The sequence below is a fragment of the Acidovorax sp. SUPP1855 genome (assembly GCF_030158955.1).
Classification (GTDB): Bacteria; Pseudomonadota; Gammaproteobacteria; order Burkholderiales; family Burkholderiaceae_C; genus Paracidovorax.
Window position 1 is genome coordinate 1 of the sequence record NZ_BQXI01000005.1, and the last position, 14,923, is coordinate 14,923.

Genomic DNA, 14,923 nt, shown 5'->3' on the forward strand with positions numbered 1-14,923 from the left:
GGTTGCTTCACCAGCTTCACCGCTTCCCGTTTGAACTCGTCCGTAAATGCTCTTCTCGTCCTTGGCATGTTTGCCTCCTAAACACATCATGTCATTCGATGTGTCCGGGAAACCGGGGGAAGCCCACAGCGGCTTGAATGGCTCTTGCATGGGGCCGGGTCCTTTGGAGCACGATGATGCAGCCTTCCAGTCCTGGCGGCCATGCTTGCGCAACCAAACCAGCACGGTCGAGGCACCCTGGATGCCGTAGCGCTCCCGGGCTTGCCCGCACGTCAACTCGCCTCTTTCTACCTGATCCACCACCGCCAGCTTAAAGGCCAGTGTGTAGTCCTTCTGCGTTCTCTTAACCCATTGATCCACTTGACTTTCCTTTCTGATGAACAGAAAGGTGTCAACCTCATTCAGGACGGGTCAGGGTGATGACATAAATCCGGAGCTTCCCTTTTTCATCCCGAACTTTGCCGTCTGTAAGCTTTTCTATGCCTTCCAGCGCTCGCTTGGCTTGGGACTCGATCCAGTGTCCTTGCGCGTCATCGTTGGATGCATCAAGCCAAGCACTGGGAGTTGCGGCGAAGCTTGCATCTTCACGAGTCCCGTAAACCATCCTGTTTTCGTACGCGATGGCATTGGCAATCTGAAACATGGGATTGATGCAACGACGATGCACCACCAAGGGAGATCCGAGCCAGATGTCGGTTCCATCCTCCTTGGAGCCCATCAAGGTGCCATAACGATTTGACCGATCAGCAAGGGTTTGAACGGAAGCATCCGGTGGCACGTACTTCGGCAACGTGTCGCAATAGGCCTGGAGTGGAGCCACCAGCTCTTGAGGAATGTTGACGACGGGTTCGAGTTGGATTGGATCGCCAACAATCACCACCCGTTTGGAACGCCAGATCGCACCAATGGCCTGCTGGGGAGTCGCCTGGCCCGCTTCATCGATGAGAACCCATGCAAGGTCATTGCCTTTGACGCCTTTGAAGAGGCGTGGGAACGATGCGAACGCAGTCGAGACCAGCGGAACGGTAACGAAAAAAGCATCCCACAAGGGCATGACACCACCCTGTACCCGCCAGCCATGGAGCTTCCCTTGCAGGAGGTCAATGAACACCGACAAGGTCGGCTTGAGCTTGCTCCATGCGTGCACGACAAATGCCTTGTGCAGTTCCATGGCTGCCACAAAGAGCTCACGGCGCGCGTTGAAGAGGGCGCCATCGTCCTGGTATGGCGAGACTTGGTGGAATTCGTCGCGGGACAGCGCAAACAGATGCCAGGCCTTTCGGCTGGAGTCCCGCAAGGAAGCTGCCTCCAATTTCTTGACCATCGTCGCAATCTTGCCGCTCAACTGCGCCTGGGTGCTCCTGAGTTCGTCCAGCGTCGATGTGCGCTGTTGGAACAGGCCGGTAACTCGCTGCAACTCGTGCCTGCAGGCGCTCGCATTGCCCTGACATTTCGCATGTTCGGCCGCAACAACCGAGAGGCTGGTGATGCGGGGAAACCCAGCGTTCTCCATGCGATGGCATGCGGCGTTGACCGCACTTTTGCATTTCTGCTCCTGCTCGTGCAGGGAACGGAGTTTCGTATCCCAGTGCTCGATCGAGTGCATCAGCTTCTGTGCGTCTTGAAACTTTTTTTGCGCTCGCTCGATGAGGTCATTCAATTGCCGATGCCTCGCCTCCCACTCGGCCACCTTGTCCCGCGAGAACCATCGCGTCAGAAGCCCTGGCCTGCACCGGTCATGATTGACAAGATTGCGCTGGCTGGCCTTCTCTTCACTTTCAGCTTCGGCCATCTCCATCATCAGCGCATTCACATCCCCCACGGGCCGGCTTGTCACGTGCGCGGAGGCAAGAGCAACGGCTTCCTCGTGCTTGGCCTTGGATGCGGCCAAGGCCTGGGCATGCTCCAAGCGCGAGGTCGATACCACCAAAGCAGCCACCGCTGCATCGCTGGCCTGCTTCGCCTTGCTTGCTGCGGATTCAAGCTGCACCAGCTTACCCTGGAGTTCAGTCTCCTGGGCCTGCAGCTGGACCAGCGTGTCCTGGCTTCGAGGCAAACGCTCTAAGGTGTCCGCCAGATCAGCGGCCTTTTTGACCTCCGCTGCCGCTCTCTGGCGGGCCGATTGATAGCGCGCCTTTGCATCTTGCCAGGACGGAGCGCTGGCTTTTTGATTGTCGACCCACTCAGGCAAGGACACCTGCGCAAGAGGATTGGGCGTGCCATCGGGCAGCTTTTTACATTCCTTGTTCGGAAACCAGAACGTGCTTGCGAAAGCGTTGCGATTGGTAGAGTTGCCCAAGGCGGCAGATATCAATCCCCACGTCTGTGGAGACGCCGGCCGACTCTCCTTCCTCTTCAAACCCATCGAATCAGAGACTTCAGAAAAATAATCCAGTTTGACCGCTTCATCAATGGCGCTCAGCCCTGGCAGTTCCAGGCTGATGTTCTCTACTGCGCCATTGTTGGCACTGGCGACCACCATGCCGTAGCCGCATAGCGAGGCATCAAGCTTCCAGACTTTGTATTTGTGGTCCTCGACTTTCAGTTCCTCGCTGAAGGCATCGTTGGGGTGATTGAAGGCCATCAGCGCATCTGCGCGCTGCTGAACCACGGTCGCCACAATGTCCTTGAGCATGGTGGTCTTTCCGGTCCCTGGTGGTCCATTGACCGAGAACAGGCCCGCGCTGGCGAGATCACGATGGATCGTGTTCACCGCGAACTGTTGAGCGGTCACCAGCGGGTGGCTACCGGGCCATGCGGCCAGCGGCAGCTTGCTGGGATGCAAGCCGTCCACCAAGGGCGCTTTGTCGCCCTTCGCGTCCAGATCCACGCGCTCAGGCGACTCGATGCTGGCCAGGAATTGGTTGAGCGCGGCTCCAGTGTCCCCTGCCAAGAATGCCCTCTGAACCGTTTCCACCTCCTCTGCGTAGAAGCTGTTGAGCGGGTCATCCATTTCCTTCTTGCTCTTTTTGCCCACGCTCTGCGTCTTGATGACCCACGGCGCCTCACTGGACGGAGCCCACCCCAGGTTCTTGAAAAGCAGCGCCGTCATTGCCCGAACATCGTCGGCAGTGATGGTTCGATACGTCTTGCGAATTTCCTCGGCCTTGGCCTCATCCTGCTCACTCGTCAGAAGGGAGGAGACCGTGGACAGTTCCCTGCTGTTGTCGGCCTGGGGTGGAAGCAGAGTTCTTTTCACCAGCAGCGCCTTCAGGGCTTCAACCGTTGCAACTTCGGCGCCATCGGTGCCAAAGAAACCCCTGAAATCGAACCGTGTCCCCTTGCGGCTAGCAGCCGCAAGGTTGCCAAGAGCCCACGGCGTCGAGCTGACGAAGGGGAGACCAGCCACGTAGCCCTCATCATCGATGGCCAAGACGAGCGATGCTGCATTTGCTGGGCTCGGTTTTTCGTCGTCATGAATCGCCGGTGTGCCCAGAATCACTCGCGCTGCGTTCGTGTACACCTCCCCGGGTAGCACACCCGCATACAGGAGGAAGCGCTTCGTAGAGTCTTCCCTCACGATAAACAACTTATCGAGATCGTCCCGCTTCTCTGGATCGACCCACGGCATGTCGTGGTCGGAGGGGCTGTCTACAGGAATTTCCCAGTTGCAAAGGTTTTTTTCGCGCTTTACCTCAGGAGGCTTTTGCGGGTTGAGGTACTCGAAGGCTTGCCAGAGTTGGAGAGCGGAGGAAATGTTGCGCTGTGTCTCTGAATTGACTTTTTTCATGGGTCGCGATCATAGGTCCGTCGAGCAGGCGGTAGACAGACCGTACCGCCTTCTGCAGAACACTGGCCAGGAGCATCTCGCCAGACTGGCTTGAGCAGCACGCCCTGGTAGCCACTGCGCCGCTGAAAAAAACGGTCCTTGGGCTTTCCCCATTGTTGCAAGCACGCGGCCGGTGCAGCCTGCAGCATCAAGTCTCCCATCGCCCTAGGAGACCCGACATGACCTCGCGTGCCACGGCCAGCCACGACGCTCCCGTCCACCTCCCCCTGTGCGGCGTGCTGGCCGTGGCACTCCTCTGTAGCGGCGTTGCATCGGCGCACGCCGATCCCGCCATCGAACGCGAGCAACTGGCGAGCGCCATGCGCCTGCTCGACCAAGTGGACCGCATCGCCCTGGCATCGGACGCCACGGCGGCTGTGCAGCCGGACCGATACCACTTTGACTACACCCGCCTGCGCGACGACGTGCGCCGCATGCGGGCGGGCTTTGCCAGTTACCTCACGCCCCAGCGCGCTCAGCCGCGCGATCCGTCCTCTCTGGCGGGCCACTACACCCGCCAGGACGCTCGCGAGAGCACCAGCGTCGCGCCTCAGCCGGAGCGATCGCAATGACCGCGAGCGCCGACCAGATCGCCGCGTTCCAGGCCAACGGCGGCTTCACACCTTCGGCCGTCTCGGCCGTGGTGCTGAGCTTCGTCTTCGCCGTCCTGCTGCTGTGGGGGGTGTGGGCCATGCGCACGGCCTATGTCGGCTGGGCCGAGCACCGGATTTCGCAAAGGCAGTTCCTGGGCGTGATCGCCCGGTTCCTCGCGATGTACGTGGTGCTGAGCTTCTTCCTGCTTTCCTGATGACTCCGAAGGATTCGCCATGAACACTTCCACTCGCCTTCGCTGCCGTGCTGCGGGCATGGCTGGCACCGCGCTCGCGGCCACCCTGCTGCCGCTGGCCCAGGCAGCACGCGCCTCGGGCCTTCCCACCATGGAAGACCCCTCGCGCGGTGCCGGCAGCGGCATCCTCAAAACCTTACAAAACTACGGCTACGACATCGTGCTGCTGGTGGCCCTGCTGGTGGTGGCATCGATGTTCATCGGCGTCTGCTACCACGCCTACACGCGCTACTCGGAGATCCACACCGGCCGCGCGACGTGGGGCCAGTTCGGCCTGACCGTGGCCGTGGGCGCGATGCTCTTGGTGGTCGGCATCTGGCTGCTCACCAAGGCCACGGCGATCCTGTAATGGCGCTCCCTGACACATCGCGCGACGACCTCGTGGCCTTCCTGCCGCACCGCCTGAACCGTCAGCCCGTGGTCGTGCGCGGCCTCACCGCCGACGAGCTCTGGATCTGCGCGGGTCTGTCCGCCGCGGCCGGGCTGATCGCAGGCCTGCCGCTGGCCTGGCTCACGCGCAGCGTGGCCATGGTGCCGACGATGATCGTGGCGGGCATCGCCGCGGGCGTGTTCATCGGCGGCGGCCTCCTGCGCCGGCAAAAGCGCGGGCGCCCGGACACCTGGCTGTACCGGCAGATGCAGTGGCAGCTGGCGCTGCGCCATCCCCATTGGGCGGTGCGGTTCGGTGGCCGCGGCCTGGTGACCCGCACGGGTGGCTGGACCACGCGCCGGACGTCGCGCATTCGGCGCCCCCGGCCGCGGGGCCGTACGCCATGAGCCGGTTCAAGAACGAAGTGGTGCACCTGCAGGCCCACGTCACCACCCTGCGGCGTGGCGGTGCAGCGCTGTTCGCGTTAGCGCTTCTGCTGGGCCTGGGCTGGTGGAACGCGCCCCGCCACCTCACGATCCATGTGCCGCCGGATCTGCGCTCGGGCAGTACGCGCAAGTGGTGGGACGTGCCGCCCGAGAGCGTGTATGCGTTCGCTCTCTACGTCTACCAGCAGCTCAACCGCTGGCCCACCAATGGCGAGGACGATTACCCGCGCAACCTGCGCGCCCTGTCCGCCTACCTCACGCCCGCCTGCCAGGCCCTGCTGCAGCAGGACTATGAAACCCGGCGCAACAACGGCGAGCTGCGCCAGCGCGTACGCGGCCTGTACGAATTGCCCGGCCGCGGCTACGGCGACGATCCCGCGGCGCGGGTCAAGGTGCTGTCCGAGCGCGATTGGGTGGTCACCCTGGACGTCAGCGCCGACGAGTACTACGGCGGCGAGCAGGTCAAGCGGGCGCTGGTGCGCTATCCGCTGAAGGTCGTCCGATTGGACGTCGATCCCGAGCGCAATCCGTTCGGGCTCGCACTCGACTGCTACAGCGGCACACCACAGCGCATCGCGCCGCCCGCCCCTGCAGCCTCGGCGCCAGCCCCCGCCACGCTGCCCTCCACGCTCGCGCCCACCACCCCAACCCCCACGCTGTCCGGAGACCATCCATGAAGCGCTTCGTCCTGCCCCTGGCGCTGGGCACCTGCGTCCTGTGGGGCGGCGCGCCCGCGGCGCACGCGCTGCAGATCCTGCGCTGGGAGCGCCTGCCGCTCGCCGTGCCGCTGCGCATCGGCGAGGAGCGCGTCCTCTTCATCGACCGCAACGTGCGTGTCGGCGTGCCGGACGCGATCGCCGACCGCCTGCGCGTGCAGAGCGCGGGCGGCGCGATCTACCTGAAGGCCAGCGAGGCGATCGAGCCGACGCGCCTGCAGTTGCAGGACGCCGACAGCGGTGCGCTGATCCTGCTGGACATCGCCGCCGAGCCGGCGAAGGACGGACAGGCGCCGCTGGAGCCGGTGCGCATCGTCGAGGGCGAGGCACCGGCCCCGCGCTATGGCGCGCACGATCGTGCGATCGGCGCCGCCGACACCGAACCGCCAGCCGATGCCACGGCCCCATCGGCGCCGGAGGCCGCATCCATTGCCCGGCGCGAAACCCCCATCGCGGTGGTGCTCACCCGCTACGCCGCGCAGAACCTGTACGCGCCCTTGCGCACCGTGGAGCCCGTGCGCGGGATCACGCAGGCCACCCTGCGCCGCGGCCTGGACCTGGACACCCTGGCACCGTCCCTGCCCGTGCGGGCGAAGCCGCTCGCCGCCTGGCGCATGGAAGACCAATGGGTCACCGCGGTCCGCCTGACCAACACCTCGCCGCGCTGGATCGACCTCGATCCGCGCACCCTGCTGGGCGACTTCGTGTCCGCGACGTTCCAGCACCCGGGCCTGGGACCGGCGGGCGATCCGACCGATACCACGGTGCTGTACCTGGTGACGCGCGGGCGTGGCCTGGCCGACGCCTTGCTGCCGCACATCAGCCGCATCGACGCCGCGCAGAACCTGCCGCGCGCTCCCGACAGCGAGGTGGATGCGCAGCCATCCCCGGGAGACCCCCATGCAAAGTAACGGCCTGCTCAAGTGGCTGATGATCCCGATGGCCGCCCTGCTGGTGTTCGTGGGGATCCGGGTGTTTTCTGGGGGCAAGACCGATCGCGCGGCCTCGGGCGAGGTGGCCGCCCAGCTCACCCCGGAGGAGATGAAGGCACTCGGCATCGATGGCGACACGCCGCGCGACACGGTGGCCACGCTCGTGGCGCAGGTCAAGCAGTTGCGCAACGAACTGCAGACCTCGCTGGGCGACAACAAGAACCAGCGCGCCGAGAACGAGCGCCTGCGTCAGCGTGAGAGCGCCATCGACCAACGCATCCAGGCCGCGCTCGACAGCGAGCGCAGCCGCCTGCAGCAAGAGCGCGACCAGGTGGCCGGCGACAAGCAGCAGACCCAGGGGCTGCTGCAGGACCTGCAGCACAAGCTCGACCAGATGGGCGGCAAGAACGGCAATGCGGACCTGCCGGTCGGCCTCGGACTCGAAGAGGGCGATGGCAAGGGATTCGGCACGGCCGCCGGCTCGCGCGGGGTGCGCTGGATCGAACCCGACGATGCGCGGCCGGAAGGCGCCAAGGGTGCGGCGGCGACCGGCAAGGCGGACCGGTTTCCGATGCGCTTCGGTGCCGCCGACACCACCGGCAACCCATCGGTCCCGTCCTCGGCGGCGGCCTTGGCCGATGCCGGCGCGTCGGCGAAGGCCTCGGCCAAGGCGGTCTACACGGTCCCCACCAACGCGACGCTCATGGGGTCGGTCGCGATGACGGCCCTGATCGGGCGCGTTCCCATCGACGGGACAGTGAACGACCCCTACCCCTTCAAGGTACTGATCGGTCCGGACAACCTGACCGCCAACGGCATCGACCTGCCGGAGGTGGCGGGCGCGGTGGTCAGCGGCACGGCATCCGGCGACTGGACGCTGTCGTGCGTGCGCGGCCAGATCCGCTCCGTGACCTTCGTGTTTCGCGACGGCACGATCCGGACGGTGCCCGAGGACAAGGGCCAGGGGGGTAATACCCAAGCCACCGCGGGCACGGGCAACGCCGCCGATGGCCACGGCCCCATCCTGGGCGGCCTGGGCTGGATCAGCGATCCGCACGGCATCCCCTGCGTCAGCGGCGAACGCCGCAGCAACGCGCAACAGTACCTCGGCTCGCAGGCCCTCATCACCGCCGCTGGCGCCGGCGCCGCCTCGCTGATCAAGAGCGACAGTGGCAACGTGGCGGTGGTCAGCAACGGCAATGGCGCCCTGGGCACGGTGGGCATCTCCGGCAACGAAGCCATGGGCCGAATCCTGGGCGCTGGCGTGCAGGAGATGTCGCAGTGGGTGAACAAACTCTACGGCCAGGCGTTCGCCGCCGTCTACGTGCCGCCCGGCGCCCAGGTCGCCATCCATCTCGAACAACCCTTGCAGATCGATTACGACGCGCAGGGACGCAAGGTCAACCACACCCTCGGAGGCGCGCATGCGACGGACCTGGACTAAGCCCACGGCAGCCAGGGGGGCGCTGTTCGCGCTCCTCCTGGCCCTGCTCACGGGATGCGCCACCCACAAGGAAGAGTTGCTTTCCCACGGCGATCGCACCATGCGGGATGTCTGGGACCAGGAGACGGGCGGCGGTGGCGGCCGCGCCAACGGGCCGGCCGCGCGGCAACTGCTCGATGCGCGCCAGGTGCTGCGCCGCCCGCTCACCGAGGTCGACCGGCAGGCCATGCCGGCCGAGAACACGGCGTACACCCGCACCGCGCAGAACGAGATCTATCGGCAGTTCCACCGGCTGCCGAATCCCGACCTGGTGATGTACGTCTTCCCGCACCTGGCGGGCACCGATCCGGTGCCCGTGCCCGGCTACAGCACGGTGTTCCCCTTGTACCAGCGCATCCAATACGCGATGCCGGGCGAGCGCGTGGAGGACTATTGATGCTGCGGCGACCGCGCTGGCCGTGGGCCCGCCAGGACGCCGGGGCCGAGGCCCGCCGCGATCCTGCGGGGAGCGATTCCGGGGGGCCGGATGCCTGGGAGCGGCACGTCGCCAAATTGGCGGCGCACGGCATTCCTGCGCCGGGTGCCCGTGCACGCGACCCGGGCCGGCCGCGCGCCACACTCGCTGACGAGCGCGCGCTCTACGGCGTGGCCCCCTCGTTCGTGGACCTGCTGCCGTGGGTGGAGTACCTGCCCGGATCGCGCAGCGTGCTGCTGGACGATGGGGTCTCCGTGGCGGCGTTCTTCGAGCTGACGCCGATCGGCACCGAGGGGCGCGAGATGCACTGGCTGTGGCAGGCGCGCGATGCGCTGGAGAACGCGCTGCAGGATGCGTTCGACGAACTGGACGATCACCCGTGGGTGTTGCAGCTCTATGCCCAGGACGAAGCCGACTGGGAGGGCTATCTGCGCGACCTGGACGCCTACCTGCAGCCGCGGGCACGGGGCACCGCGTTCACCGCGTTCTACCAGCGCTTTCTTGCCCACCACCTGCGCGCGGTCGCAAAACCGGGCGGCCTGTTCGAGGACACGGCGGTGACGCGCCTGCCCTGGCGCGGCCAGGCACGCCGGGTGCGCATGGTGGTGCACCGCCGTGTTCCGAGCACCAGTGCCCAGCGCCGTGGCCCGTCCCCGGAGCAGGCCCTGGCGACGATATGCGACCGGCTGCAGGGCGGCCTGTCGAACGCGGGCGTTCGTGCGCAGCGCCTGGGCGCGGCCGACATCCACGCCTGGCTGCTGCGCTGGTTCAACCCCTGCCCAACGCTGCTGGGCGACACGGCCCAGGACCGGGAGCGCTTCTACGAGCTCACGCGCTATCCGACCGACGAAGAGAGTGAGGAAGGCGAGATCGAACTGGCGAGCGGCACCGACTTCGCGCAGCGCCTTTTCTTCGGGGCGCCGCGGTCCGATGTCGCCAACGGGCTCTGGTGGTTCGACGGCATGCCGCACCGTGCGGTGGTGATGGACCGGCTGCGCACCGCACCGGGCACGGGTCACCTCACCGGCGAGACGCGCAAGGGCGGCGATGCGGTCAACGCGCTGTTCGACCAGATGCCGGAGGACACGGTGGTGTGCCTGACGCTGGTCGCCACGCCGCAGGACGTGCTCGAATCCCACCTCAACCACCTGGCACGCAAGGCGGTGGGCGAGACGCTGGCCTCCGAGCAGACGCGGCGCGACGTGCAGGAGGCACGCGGGCTGATCGGCAGCGCCCACAAGCTCTACCACGGCGCCCTCGCCTTCTACCTGCGCGGGCGCGACCTGGCGCAGCTGGACGAGCGCGGCGTGCAGCTGGCCAACGTGATGCTCGGCGCCGGCCTGCAGCCAGTGCGCGAGGACGACGAGGTGGCGCCGCTCAACACCTACCTGCGGTGGCTGCCGTGCGTGTTCGATCCGGCCAAGGACACGCGCAAGTGGTACACGCAGCTGATGTTCGTGCAGCACGCGGCGAACCTGGCCCCCGTGTGGGGCCGCAGCCAGGGCACGGGCCATCCGGGCATCACGCTCTTCAACCGCGGTGGCGGCACCGTGACCTTCGATCCGCTCAACCGCCTGGACCGGCAGATGAACGCCCATCTGTTCCTGTTCGGGCCCACCGGCTCGGGCAAGAGCGCCACGCTCAACAACCTGCTCAACCAGGTGATGGCGATCTACCGGCCACGGCTCTTCGTGGTGGAAGCCGGCAACAGCTTCGGCCTGTTCGGCGACTTCGCCAAGCGGCTCGGGTTGACGGTGCATCGGGTCAAGCTCGCTCCCGGCGCCGGCGTCCGCCTTGCGCCCTTTGCCGATGCGCGGCGCCTCGTCGAGACGCCGAGCCAGGTGCAGACCCTGGACGCCGATGCCCTGGACGAGGACCGCGAGCACGGCGCCCCCGCTCCCGAGCACGACGAACAGCGCGACGTGCTGGGGGAGCTGGAGATCACCGCGCGCCTGATGATCACCGGCGGGGAGGACAAGGAGGAGGCGCGCATGACGCGCGCCGACCGCAGCCTGATCCGCCAGTGCATCCTGGATGCCGCCCGCCGCTGCGCGGCATCGGCACGCACGGTGCTGACCCGCGACGTGCGCGATGCGCTGCGCGAGCGCGCAAGCGACACCACGTTGCCGGAAAGCCGGCGCACCCGGCTGCTGGAGATGGCCGATGCGATGGACATGTTCTGCCAGGGCGTGGACGGGGAGATGTTCGACCGCCCCGGCACGCCCTGGCCCGAGGCCGACATCACCATCGTGGACCTCGCCACGTTTGCGCGCGAGGGCTACAACGCGCAGCTGTCGATCGCCTACATCTCGCTGATCAACACCGTCAACAACCTCGCCGAGCGCGACCAATTCCTGGGCCGGCCAATCATCAACGTGACGGACGAGGGCCACATCATCACCAAGAACCCGCTGCTGGCCCCCTACGTGGTCAAGATCACCAAGATGTGGCGAAAGCTCGGCGCCTGGTACTGGCTGGCGACGCAGAACCTGGACGACCTGCCGCGCGCCGCGGAACCCATGCTCAACATGATCGAGTGGTGGATCTGCCTGTCCATGCCGCCGGACGAGGTCGAGAAGATCGCGCGGTTTCGCGAGCTCAACGCGGCGCAGAAAGCGCTGATGCTGTCGGCACGCAAGGAGGCCGGCAAGTTCACCGAGGGCGTGGTGCTGTCCAAGTCGATGGAGCTGCTGTTCCGTGCGGTGCCGCCCAGCCTCTATCTGGCGCTCGCGATGACCGAACCGGAGGAGAAGGCCGAGCGCTTCGCGCTGATGCAGCAGCACGGGATCAGCGAACTGGATGCCGCATTGCGCGTGGCCGAGAAGATCGACCGGGCGCGCGGGATCGAGCCGCTGTCGCTCGATGCGCTGGGCTGAAACGGAGACCAGACATGCGGCGTTTCTCCCGTGTGCGCACCCTCCTTCTGCGCCTGGAATGGCCAACGATCCTGGCCATCGTGCTGGTGGTGGCGGCGATCGCGCTGGCGGTCTGGCCGCTGCATTCCAGGCAGGGCGCGACGCCTGCGGCCACCGCGACCGAAGCTCCACCGCTGCCGGCGGGACCGCCGTGGATCCATGGGCGGGCCGATGCGCGCTTCACGGTCACGCTGTATGCGGACCTGGAGTGCCCGTACTGCCAGGGGTATTTTCCGCAACTCAAACGGTGGATCGATGCGCACCCGGACGTGAACCTGCAGTGGCACCACTTGCCGCTTGCAATGCACGAACCCGCCGCAGGGAATGAAGCGCGGCTGGCCGAGTGCGCGGGTGAGGTCGAAGGCCAGGCCGGCTTTTGGAGGGCGGTGGAGTGGATTTACGGACACACGCAGGGTGAAGGCCAAGGTCTACGGGCCGGCATTGCCTATCCTGGCATGACGCCCGCGCTGCAGGCCTGCCTGGACAGTCCACGCCCGCAGGAGGTTGTGCAGCGGCAAACCGAGGAAGCGCAACGCGCACGGGTGAGCGGGACCCCTTCGTTGCAGCTACAGGATCGCCGTACGGGCAAGGCAATGGCATTGGCCGGGCCGATCGAAGGCGATGCACTGCTTTCAGCGATGGACCTGCTGACGCACTCCGAGAAGTAGACATTTGGGGGGCGTGACAAGCAACACGCTCACTACCGTGTTCGGTCGGGCTATCCTCCGTTGACGCCTGCAAGAGAGCCTTCCAATGCGGGGCCATATTGGGGGATCGAGTGTGCCGCTCAGTCTCCCCTGAGCTGCATGCGGCAGGGTTAGTCTCGATCTGGCAAAGCACTACGGGGTGCAACACTATTGGTCAAAAGTAGTGCTCGCCACGCGAAGCCGGGCTCAGGGAGCCTTGGTATGCGGACTGGCACTACACACATGGGGGGAGCGTCATGGTGGAGTACTGCGACCTTGTGATGAAAGGCGGGATCACCAGCGGGGTGATCTATCCAAAGCTGATTGCCCGGCTTGCATCGAAGTACCAGTTCAAAAATATCGGCGGCACGTCCGCAGGTGCCATCGCGGCCAGCGCCTGCGCCGCTGCCCAGTACGGCGTGCACCATGGCAATCCGCAAGCCTTCGAGACGCTGACAAAACTGCCCGATCTGCTGAGCGAGAAGATCACCGCCGATCATCGCTCCAAGCTGTTCACTCTCTTCCAGCCCGCTCCAAGCGTCCGACGACATTTCGCCGTGCTGGTGGGTATGTTGAACAAAGATCCGCGTGAAGCGGTACAGGCGGTTCTTGGCGGTCTCATCCGCATGTACAAGACCTCTGTGGTGATCGGAGCCCTATTGGGCAGCCTGCTGCTATACCCGTTCATTGACGCACTCCTCCCCATCGTCGGCGAGTGGAAGCACGTTGCGGCTTCCCTTGGGCTGGCGCTGCTCATCACCGGAATGACTGCGCTGTCAGTCCGCAGTTTTTTACGGGGAAAGACAGTGCATGCCCTACTCTGGGCTGCAGCACTTCCGCTTCTGGTGTTTACGGCGCTGATGGTAGCAACAGCACACGGCTCGGTCCTTCGCCTGGGTGCATACACGGTGGGAACGATTGCGGTGACCTTGCTGTACCAAGCCGCCGTCTGCGCCGCGATTGTCGGATTTTTCGCGCGTAGTCTCCTGCGAGGACTGCACGGCAATCACTACGGTCTATGCAGTGGCCGAACACCTGATGATGCCGCCTCGGAAAATCATCAAGAAGGTTTGACCAACTGGCTGACGAACTACCTCAATGCGCTGGCAGGCCTGTCCCCTGATGCCTCCCCACTCACCTTCGGACAGCTGTGGGGACATGCCGACCCCACCCAGCCGCGAGCCATCAATCTGGAAGTCATGACCACTGCGATTTCCCAGCAGATGGTCTACACCATTCCGTTTCGGGACGGTACTCCACCCTTCTATTACGACCCCGAAGAGTGGAGTCTGCTGTTTCCGAAGTCGGTGATGGATGCCTTGAAGCAGGCCCATTCCCGCGGCAGCGAGAACAAAGAAGATAGCCAAGCAAAATCGCTTGAGGTGCAGGGCGCCAGCGGCAAGATGCTGCGCCCTCTGCCCAGGAATGCCGACTTGCCGGTGGTGGTAGCGGTCCGAATGAGCCTGAGCTTCCCACTCCTTCTGTCTGCGGTGCCACTGCATGCGATCGACTGGAGCCTCAAGGACAATGCGCAACGCAAACGAGAAAGTCGCCCACTCCTGGCTAAGCGGGTCTGGTTCTCCGACGGTGGCATCGGCAGCAACATGCCACTGCACATGTTCGACTCGCTACTGCCTGGTCACCCCACTTTCGCAGTCAATCTGAAAGCGGAGCATCCGGACCACCAGATCAGCACCCCAGAGGCGGCCAACAACGCCAGTGGCCGCGTCTATCTGCCAGAAGACCGGCGTGGCGGAATGCAGCGCTACTGGAAGCCTGCCGACGACACCGCGCCACTGAGTGGGCTGATCGGCTTCTTCAGCAGCATCGTCAACACCATGCAAAGTTGGCGCGACGAGATCATGTTTCCCTATCCGGGGTTTCGCGAACGTATCGTCCAGATCAGCCAACGGGACGGCGAAGGCGGGCTGAATCTGGACATGCCCAGCGACACCATCGAGGCGCTCGGAAACGCCGGAGCCATGGCCGCAGACCGATTGATCGACAGCTTCCACCCATCTGGAGCCCAACACGCAGAAGGATGGCGGCGACACCGGGAAGCACGATTGAAAACGCTGCTTGGCACGCTCCAGCCCGCCAGCGAAGCCATCGGCCCTGCACTGCAGAGCGGTGTGTGGCACACCGTCGTGGACACGATCGCCTCCTATGAAGCCGATGAGCGCCAACTTGCAAAGGACTATCTGAACGAAGTGCAAGTATTGGGCGCGCTCGGTGCCGGGCACAGACCGTCGATGCAGGATGTCGCGCCAAAGCCTTTGGCCCAGTTGAAGATCTCACCAAGGATTTAGTAACGCCTCGGGCT

12 protein-coding genes and 1 pseudogene are annotated in these 14,923 nt (G+C 65.1%); 11 read left to right on the top strand and 2 right to left on the bottom strand.

Annotated features, from left to right (window positions below; all coding sequences use genetic code 11):
• Both AVMA1855_RS05715 and AVMA1855_RS05720 read right to left on the bottom strand, forming a co-directional pair.
• Positions 1-360, bottom strand: a pseudogene (locus AVMA1855_RS05715) (hypothetical protein); the annotation flags it as partial.
• A 37-nt stretch (positions 361-397) separates the two neighbouring features.
• Positions 398-3,730 carry an AAA domain-containing protein gene (locus AVMA1855_RS05720; RefSeq protein WP_284424950.1) on the bottom strand — a complete coding sequence of 1,111 codons (3,333 nt, stop codon included), beginning with the start codon at positions 3,728-3,730 and terminating at the stop codon, positions 398-400.
• A 218-nt stretch (positions 3,731-3,948) separates the two neighbouring features.
• Between AVMA1855_RS05720 and AVMA1855_RS05725 the strand changes: the two genes are divergently transcribed.
• From AVMA1855_RS05725 to AVMA1855_RS05775, 11 genes are all read left to right on the top strand, one after another.
• Complete coding sequence (locus AVMA1855_RS05725) at positions 3,949-4,341, top strand: integrative conjugative element protein, RAQPRD family (RefSeq protein ID WP_284424951.1); 393 nt, start codon at positions 3,949-3,951, stop codon at positions 4,339-4,341.
• Positions 4,338-4,577: a TIGR03758 family integrating conjugative element protein gene (locus tag AVMA1855_RS05730; RefSeq protein ID WP_284424952.1), complete on the top strand. Its 240-nt coding sequence runs from the start codon at positions 4,338-4,340 to the stop codon at positions 4,575-4,577. Before AVMA1855_RS05725 ends, AVMA1855_RS05730 begins: the two co-directional genes overlap by 4 nt.
• A gap of 19 nt (positions 4,578-4,596) precedes the next feature.
• The gene (locus AVMA1855_RS05735; RefSeq protein WP_502868864.1) at positions 4,597-4,965 is read left to right on the top strand and encodes a TIGR03745 family integrating conjugative element membrane protein; all 369 of its coding nucleotides are present in this window, start codon (positions 4,597-4,599) and stop codon (positions 4,963-4,965) included.
• The gene (locus tag AVMA1855_RS05740; RefSeq protein WP_284424953.1) at positions 4,965-5,393 is read left to right on the top strand and encodes a TIGR03750 family conjugal transfer protein; all 429 of its coding nucleotides are present in this window, start codon (positions 4,965-4,967) and stop codon (positions 5,391-5,393) included. The genes AVMA1855_RS05735 and AVMA1855_RS05740 overlap by 1 nt, the downstream gene beginning before the upstream one ends.
• Entirely contained in the window at positions 5,390-6,109 is a 720-nt protein-coding gene (locus AVMA1855_RS05745) for a PFL_4703 family integrating conjugative element protein (protein ID WP_284424954.1), read from the top strand. The genes AVMA1855_RS05740 and AVMA1855_RS05745 overlap by 4 nt, the downstream gene beginning before the upstream one ends.
• Positions 6,106-7,059 (top strand): TIGR03749 family integrating conjugative element protein, encoded by a 954-nt coding sequence (locus tag AVMA1855_RS05750; RefSeq protein ID WP_284424955.1) that lies wholly within the window; start codon positions 6,106-6,108, stop codon positions 7,057-7,059. The genes AVMA1855_RS05745 and AVMA1855_RS05750 overlap by 4 nt, the downstream gene beginning before the upstream one ends.
• Positions 7,049-8,524 (top strand): TIGR03752 family integrating conjugative element protein, encoded by a 1,476-nt coding sequence (locus tag AVMA1855_RS05755; RefSeq protein WP_284424956.1) that lies wholly within the window; start codon positions 7,049-7,051, stop codon positions 8,522-8,524. Before AVMA1855_RS05750 ends, AVMA1855_RS05755 begins: the two co-directional genes overlap by 11 nt.
• Positions 8,505-8,960, top strand: a complete 456-nt coding sequence (locus tag AVMA1855_RS05760) for a TIGR03751 family conjugal transfer lipoprotein (protein WP_284424957.1) — start codon at positions 8,505-8,507, stop codon at positions 8,958-8,960. Before AVMA1855_RS05755 ends, AVMA1855_RS05760 begins: the two co-directional genes overlap by 20 nt.
• Entirely contained in the window at positions 8,960-11,875 is a 2,916-nt protein-coding gene (locus AVMA1855_RS05765) for a conjugative transfer ATPase (RefSeq protein ID WP_284424958.1), read from the top strand. Before AVMA1855_RS05760 ends, AVMA1855_RS05765 begins: the two co-directional genes overlap by 1 nt.
• Before the next feature lie 14 nt (positions 11,876-11,889).
• Positions 11,890-12,582 carry a DsbA family protein gene (locus AVMA1855_RS05770; protein ID WP_284424959.1) on the top strand — a complete coding sequence of 231 codons (693 nt, stop codon included), beginning with the start codon at positions 11,890-11,892 and terminating at the stop codon, positions 12,580-12,582.
• A gap of 275 nt (positions 12,583-12,857) precedes the next feature.
• Positions 12,858-14,909, top strand: coding sequence for a patatin-like phospholipase domain-containing protein (locus AVMA1855_RS05775; protein WP_284424960.1), 2,052 nt, complete (start codon positions 12,858-12,860; stop codon positions 14,907-14,909).
• The last annotated feature ends 14 nt before the right edge of the window (positions 14,910-14,923 follow it).

Coding starts and splice junctions, on each gene's coding strand:
- AVMA1855_RS05720 (WP_284424950.1), bottom strand. CDS start 3,730: ATGAAAAAAGTCAATTCAGAGACACAGCGCAACATTTCCTCCGCTCTC.
- AVMA1855_RS05725 (WP_284424951.1), top strand. CDS start 3,949: ATGACCTCGCGTGCCACGGCCAGCCACGACGCTCCCGTCCACCTCCCC.
- AVMA1855_RS05730 (WP_284424952.1), top strand. CDS start 4,338: ATGACCGCGAGCGCCGACCAGATCGCCGCGTTCCAGGCCAACGGCGGC.
- AVMA1855_RS05735 (WP_502868864.1), top strand. CDS start 4,597: ATGAACACTTCCACTCGCCTTCGCTGCCGTGCTGCGGGCATGGCTGGC.
- AVMA1855_RS05740 (WP_284424953.1), top strand. CDS start 4,965: ATGGCGCTCCCTGACACATCGCGCGACGACCTCGTGGCCTTCCTGCCG.
- AVMA1855_RS05745 (WP_284424954.1), top strand. CDS start 5,390: ATGAGCCGGTTCAAGAACGAAGTGGTGCACCTGCAGGCCCACGTCACC.
- AVMA1855_RS05750 (WP_284424955.1), top strand. CDS start 6,106: ATGAAGCGCTTCGTCCTGCCCCTGGCGCTGGGCACCTGCGTCCTGTGG.
- AVMA1855_RS05755 (WP_284424956.1), top strand. CDS start 7,049: ATGCAAAGTAACGGCCTGCTCAAGTGGCTGATGATCCCGATGGCCGCC.
- AVMA1855_RS05760 (WP_284424957.1), top strand. CDS start 8,505: ATGCGACGGACCTGGACTAAGCCCACGGCAGCCAGGGGGGCGCTGTTC.
- AVMA1855_RS05765 (WP_284424958.1), top strand. CDS start 8,960: ATGCTGCGGCGACCGCGCTGGCCGTGGGCCCGCCAGGACGCCGGGGCC.
- AVMA1855_RS05770 (WP_284424959.1), top strand. CDS start 11,890: ATGCGGCGTTTCTCCCGTGTGCGCACCCTCCTTCTGCGCCTGGAATGG.
- AVMA1855_RS05775 (WP_284424960.1), top strand. CDS start 12,858: ATGGTGGAGTACTGCGACCTTGTGATGAAAGGCGGGATCACCAGCGGG.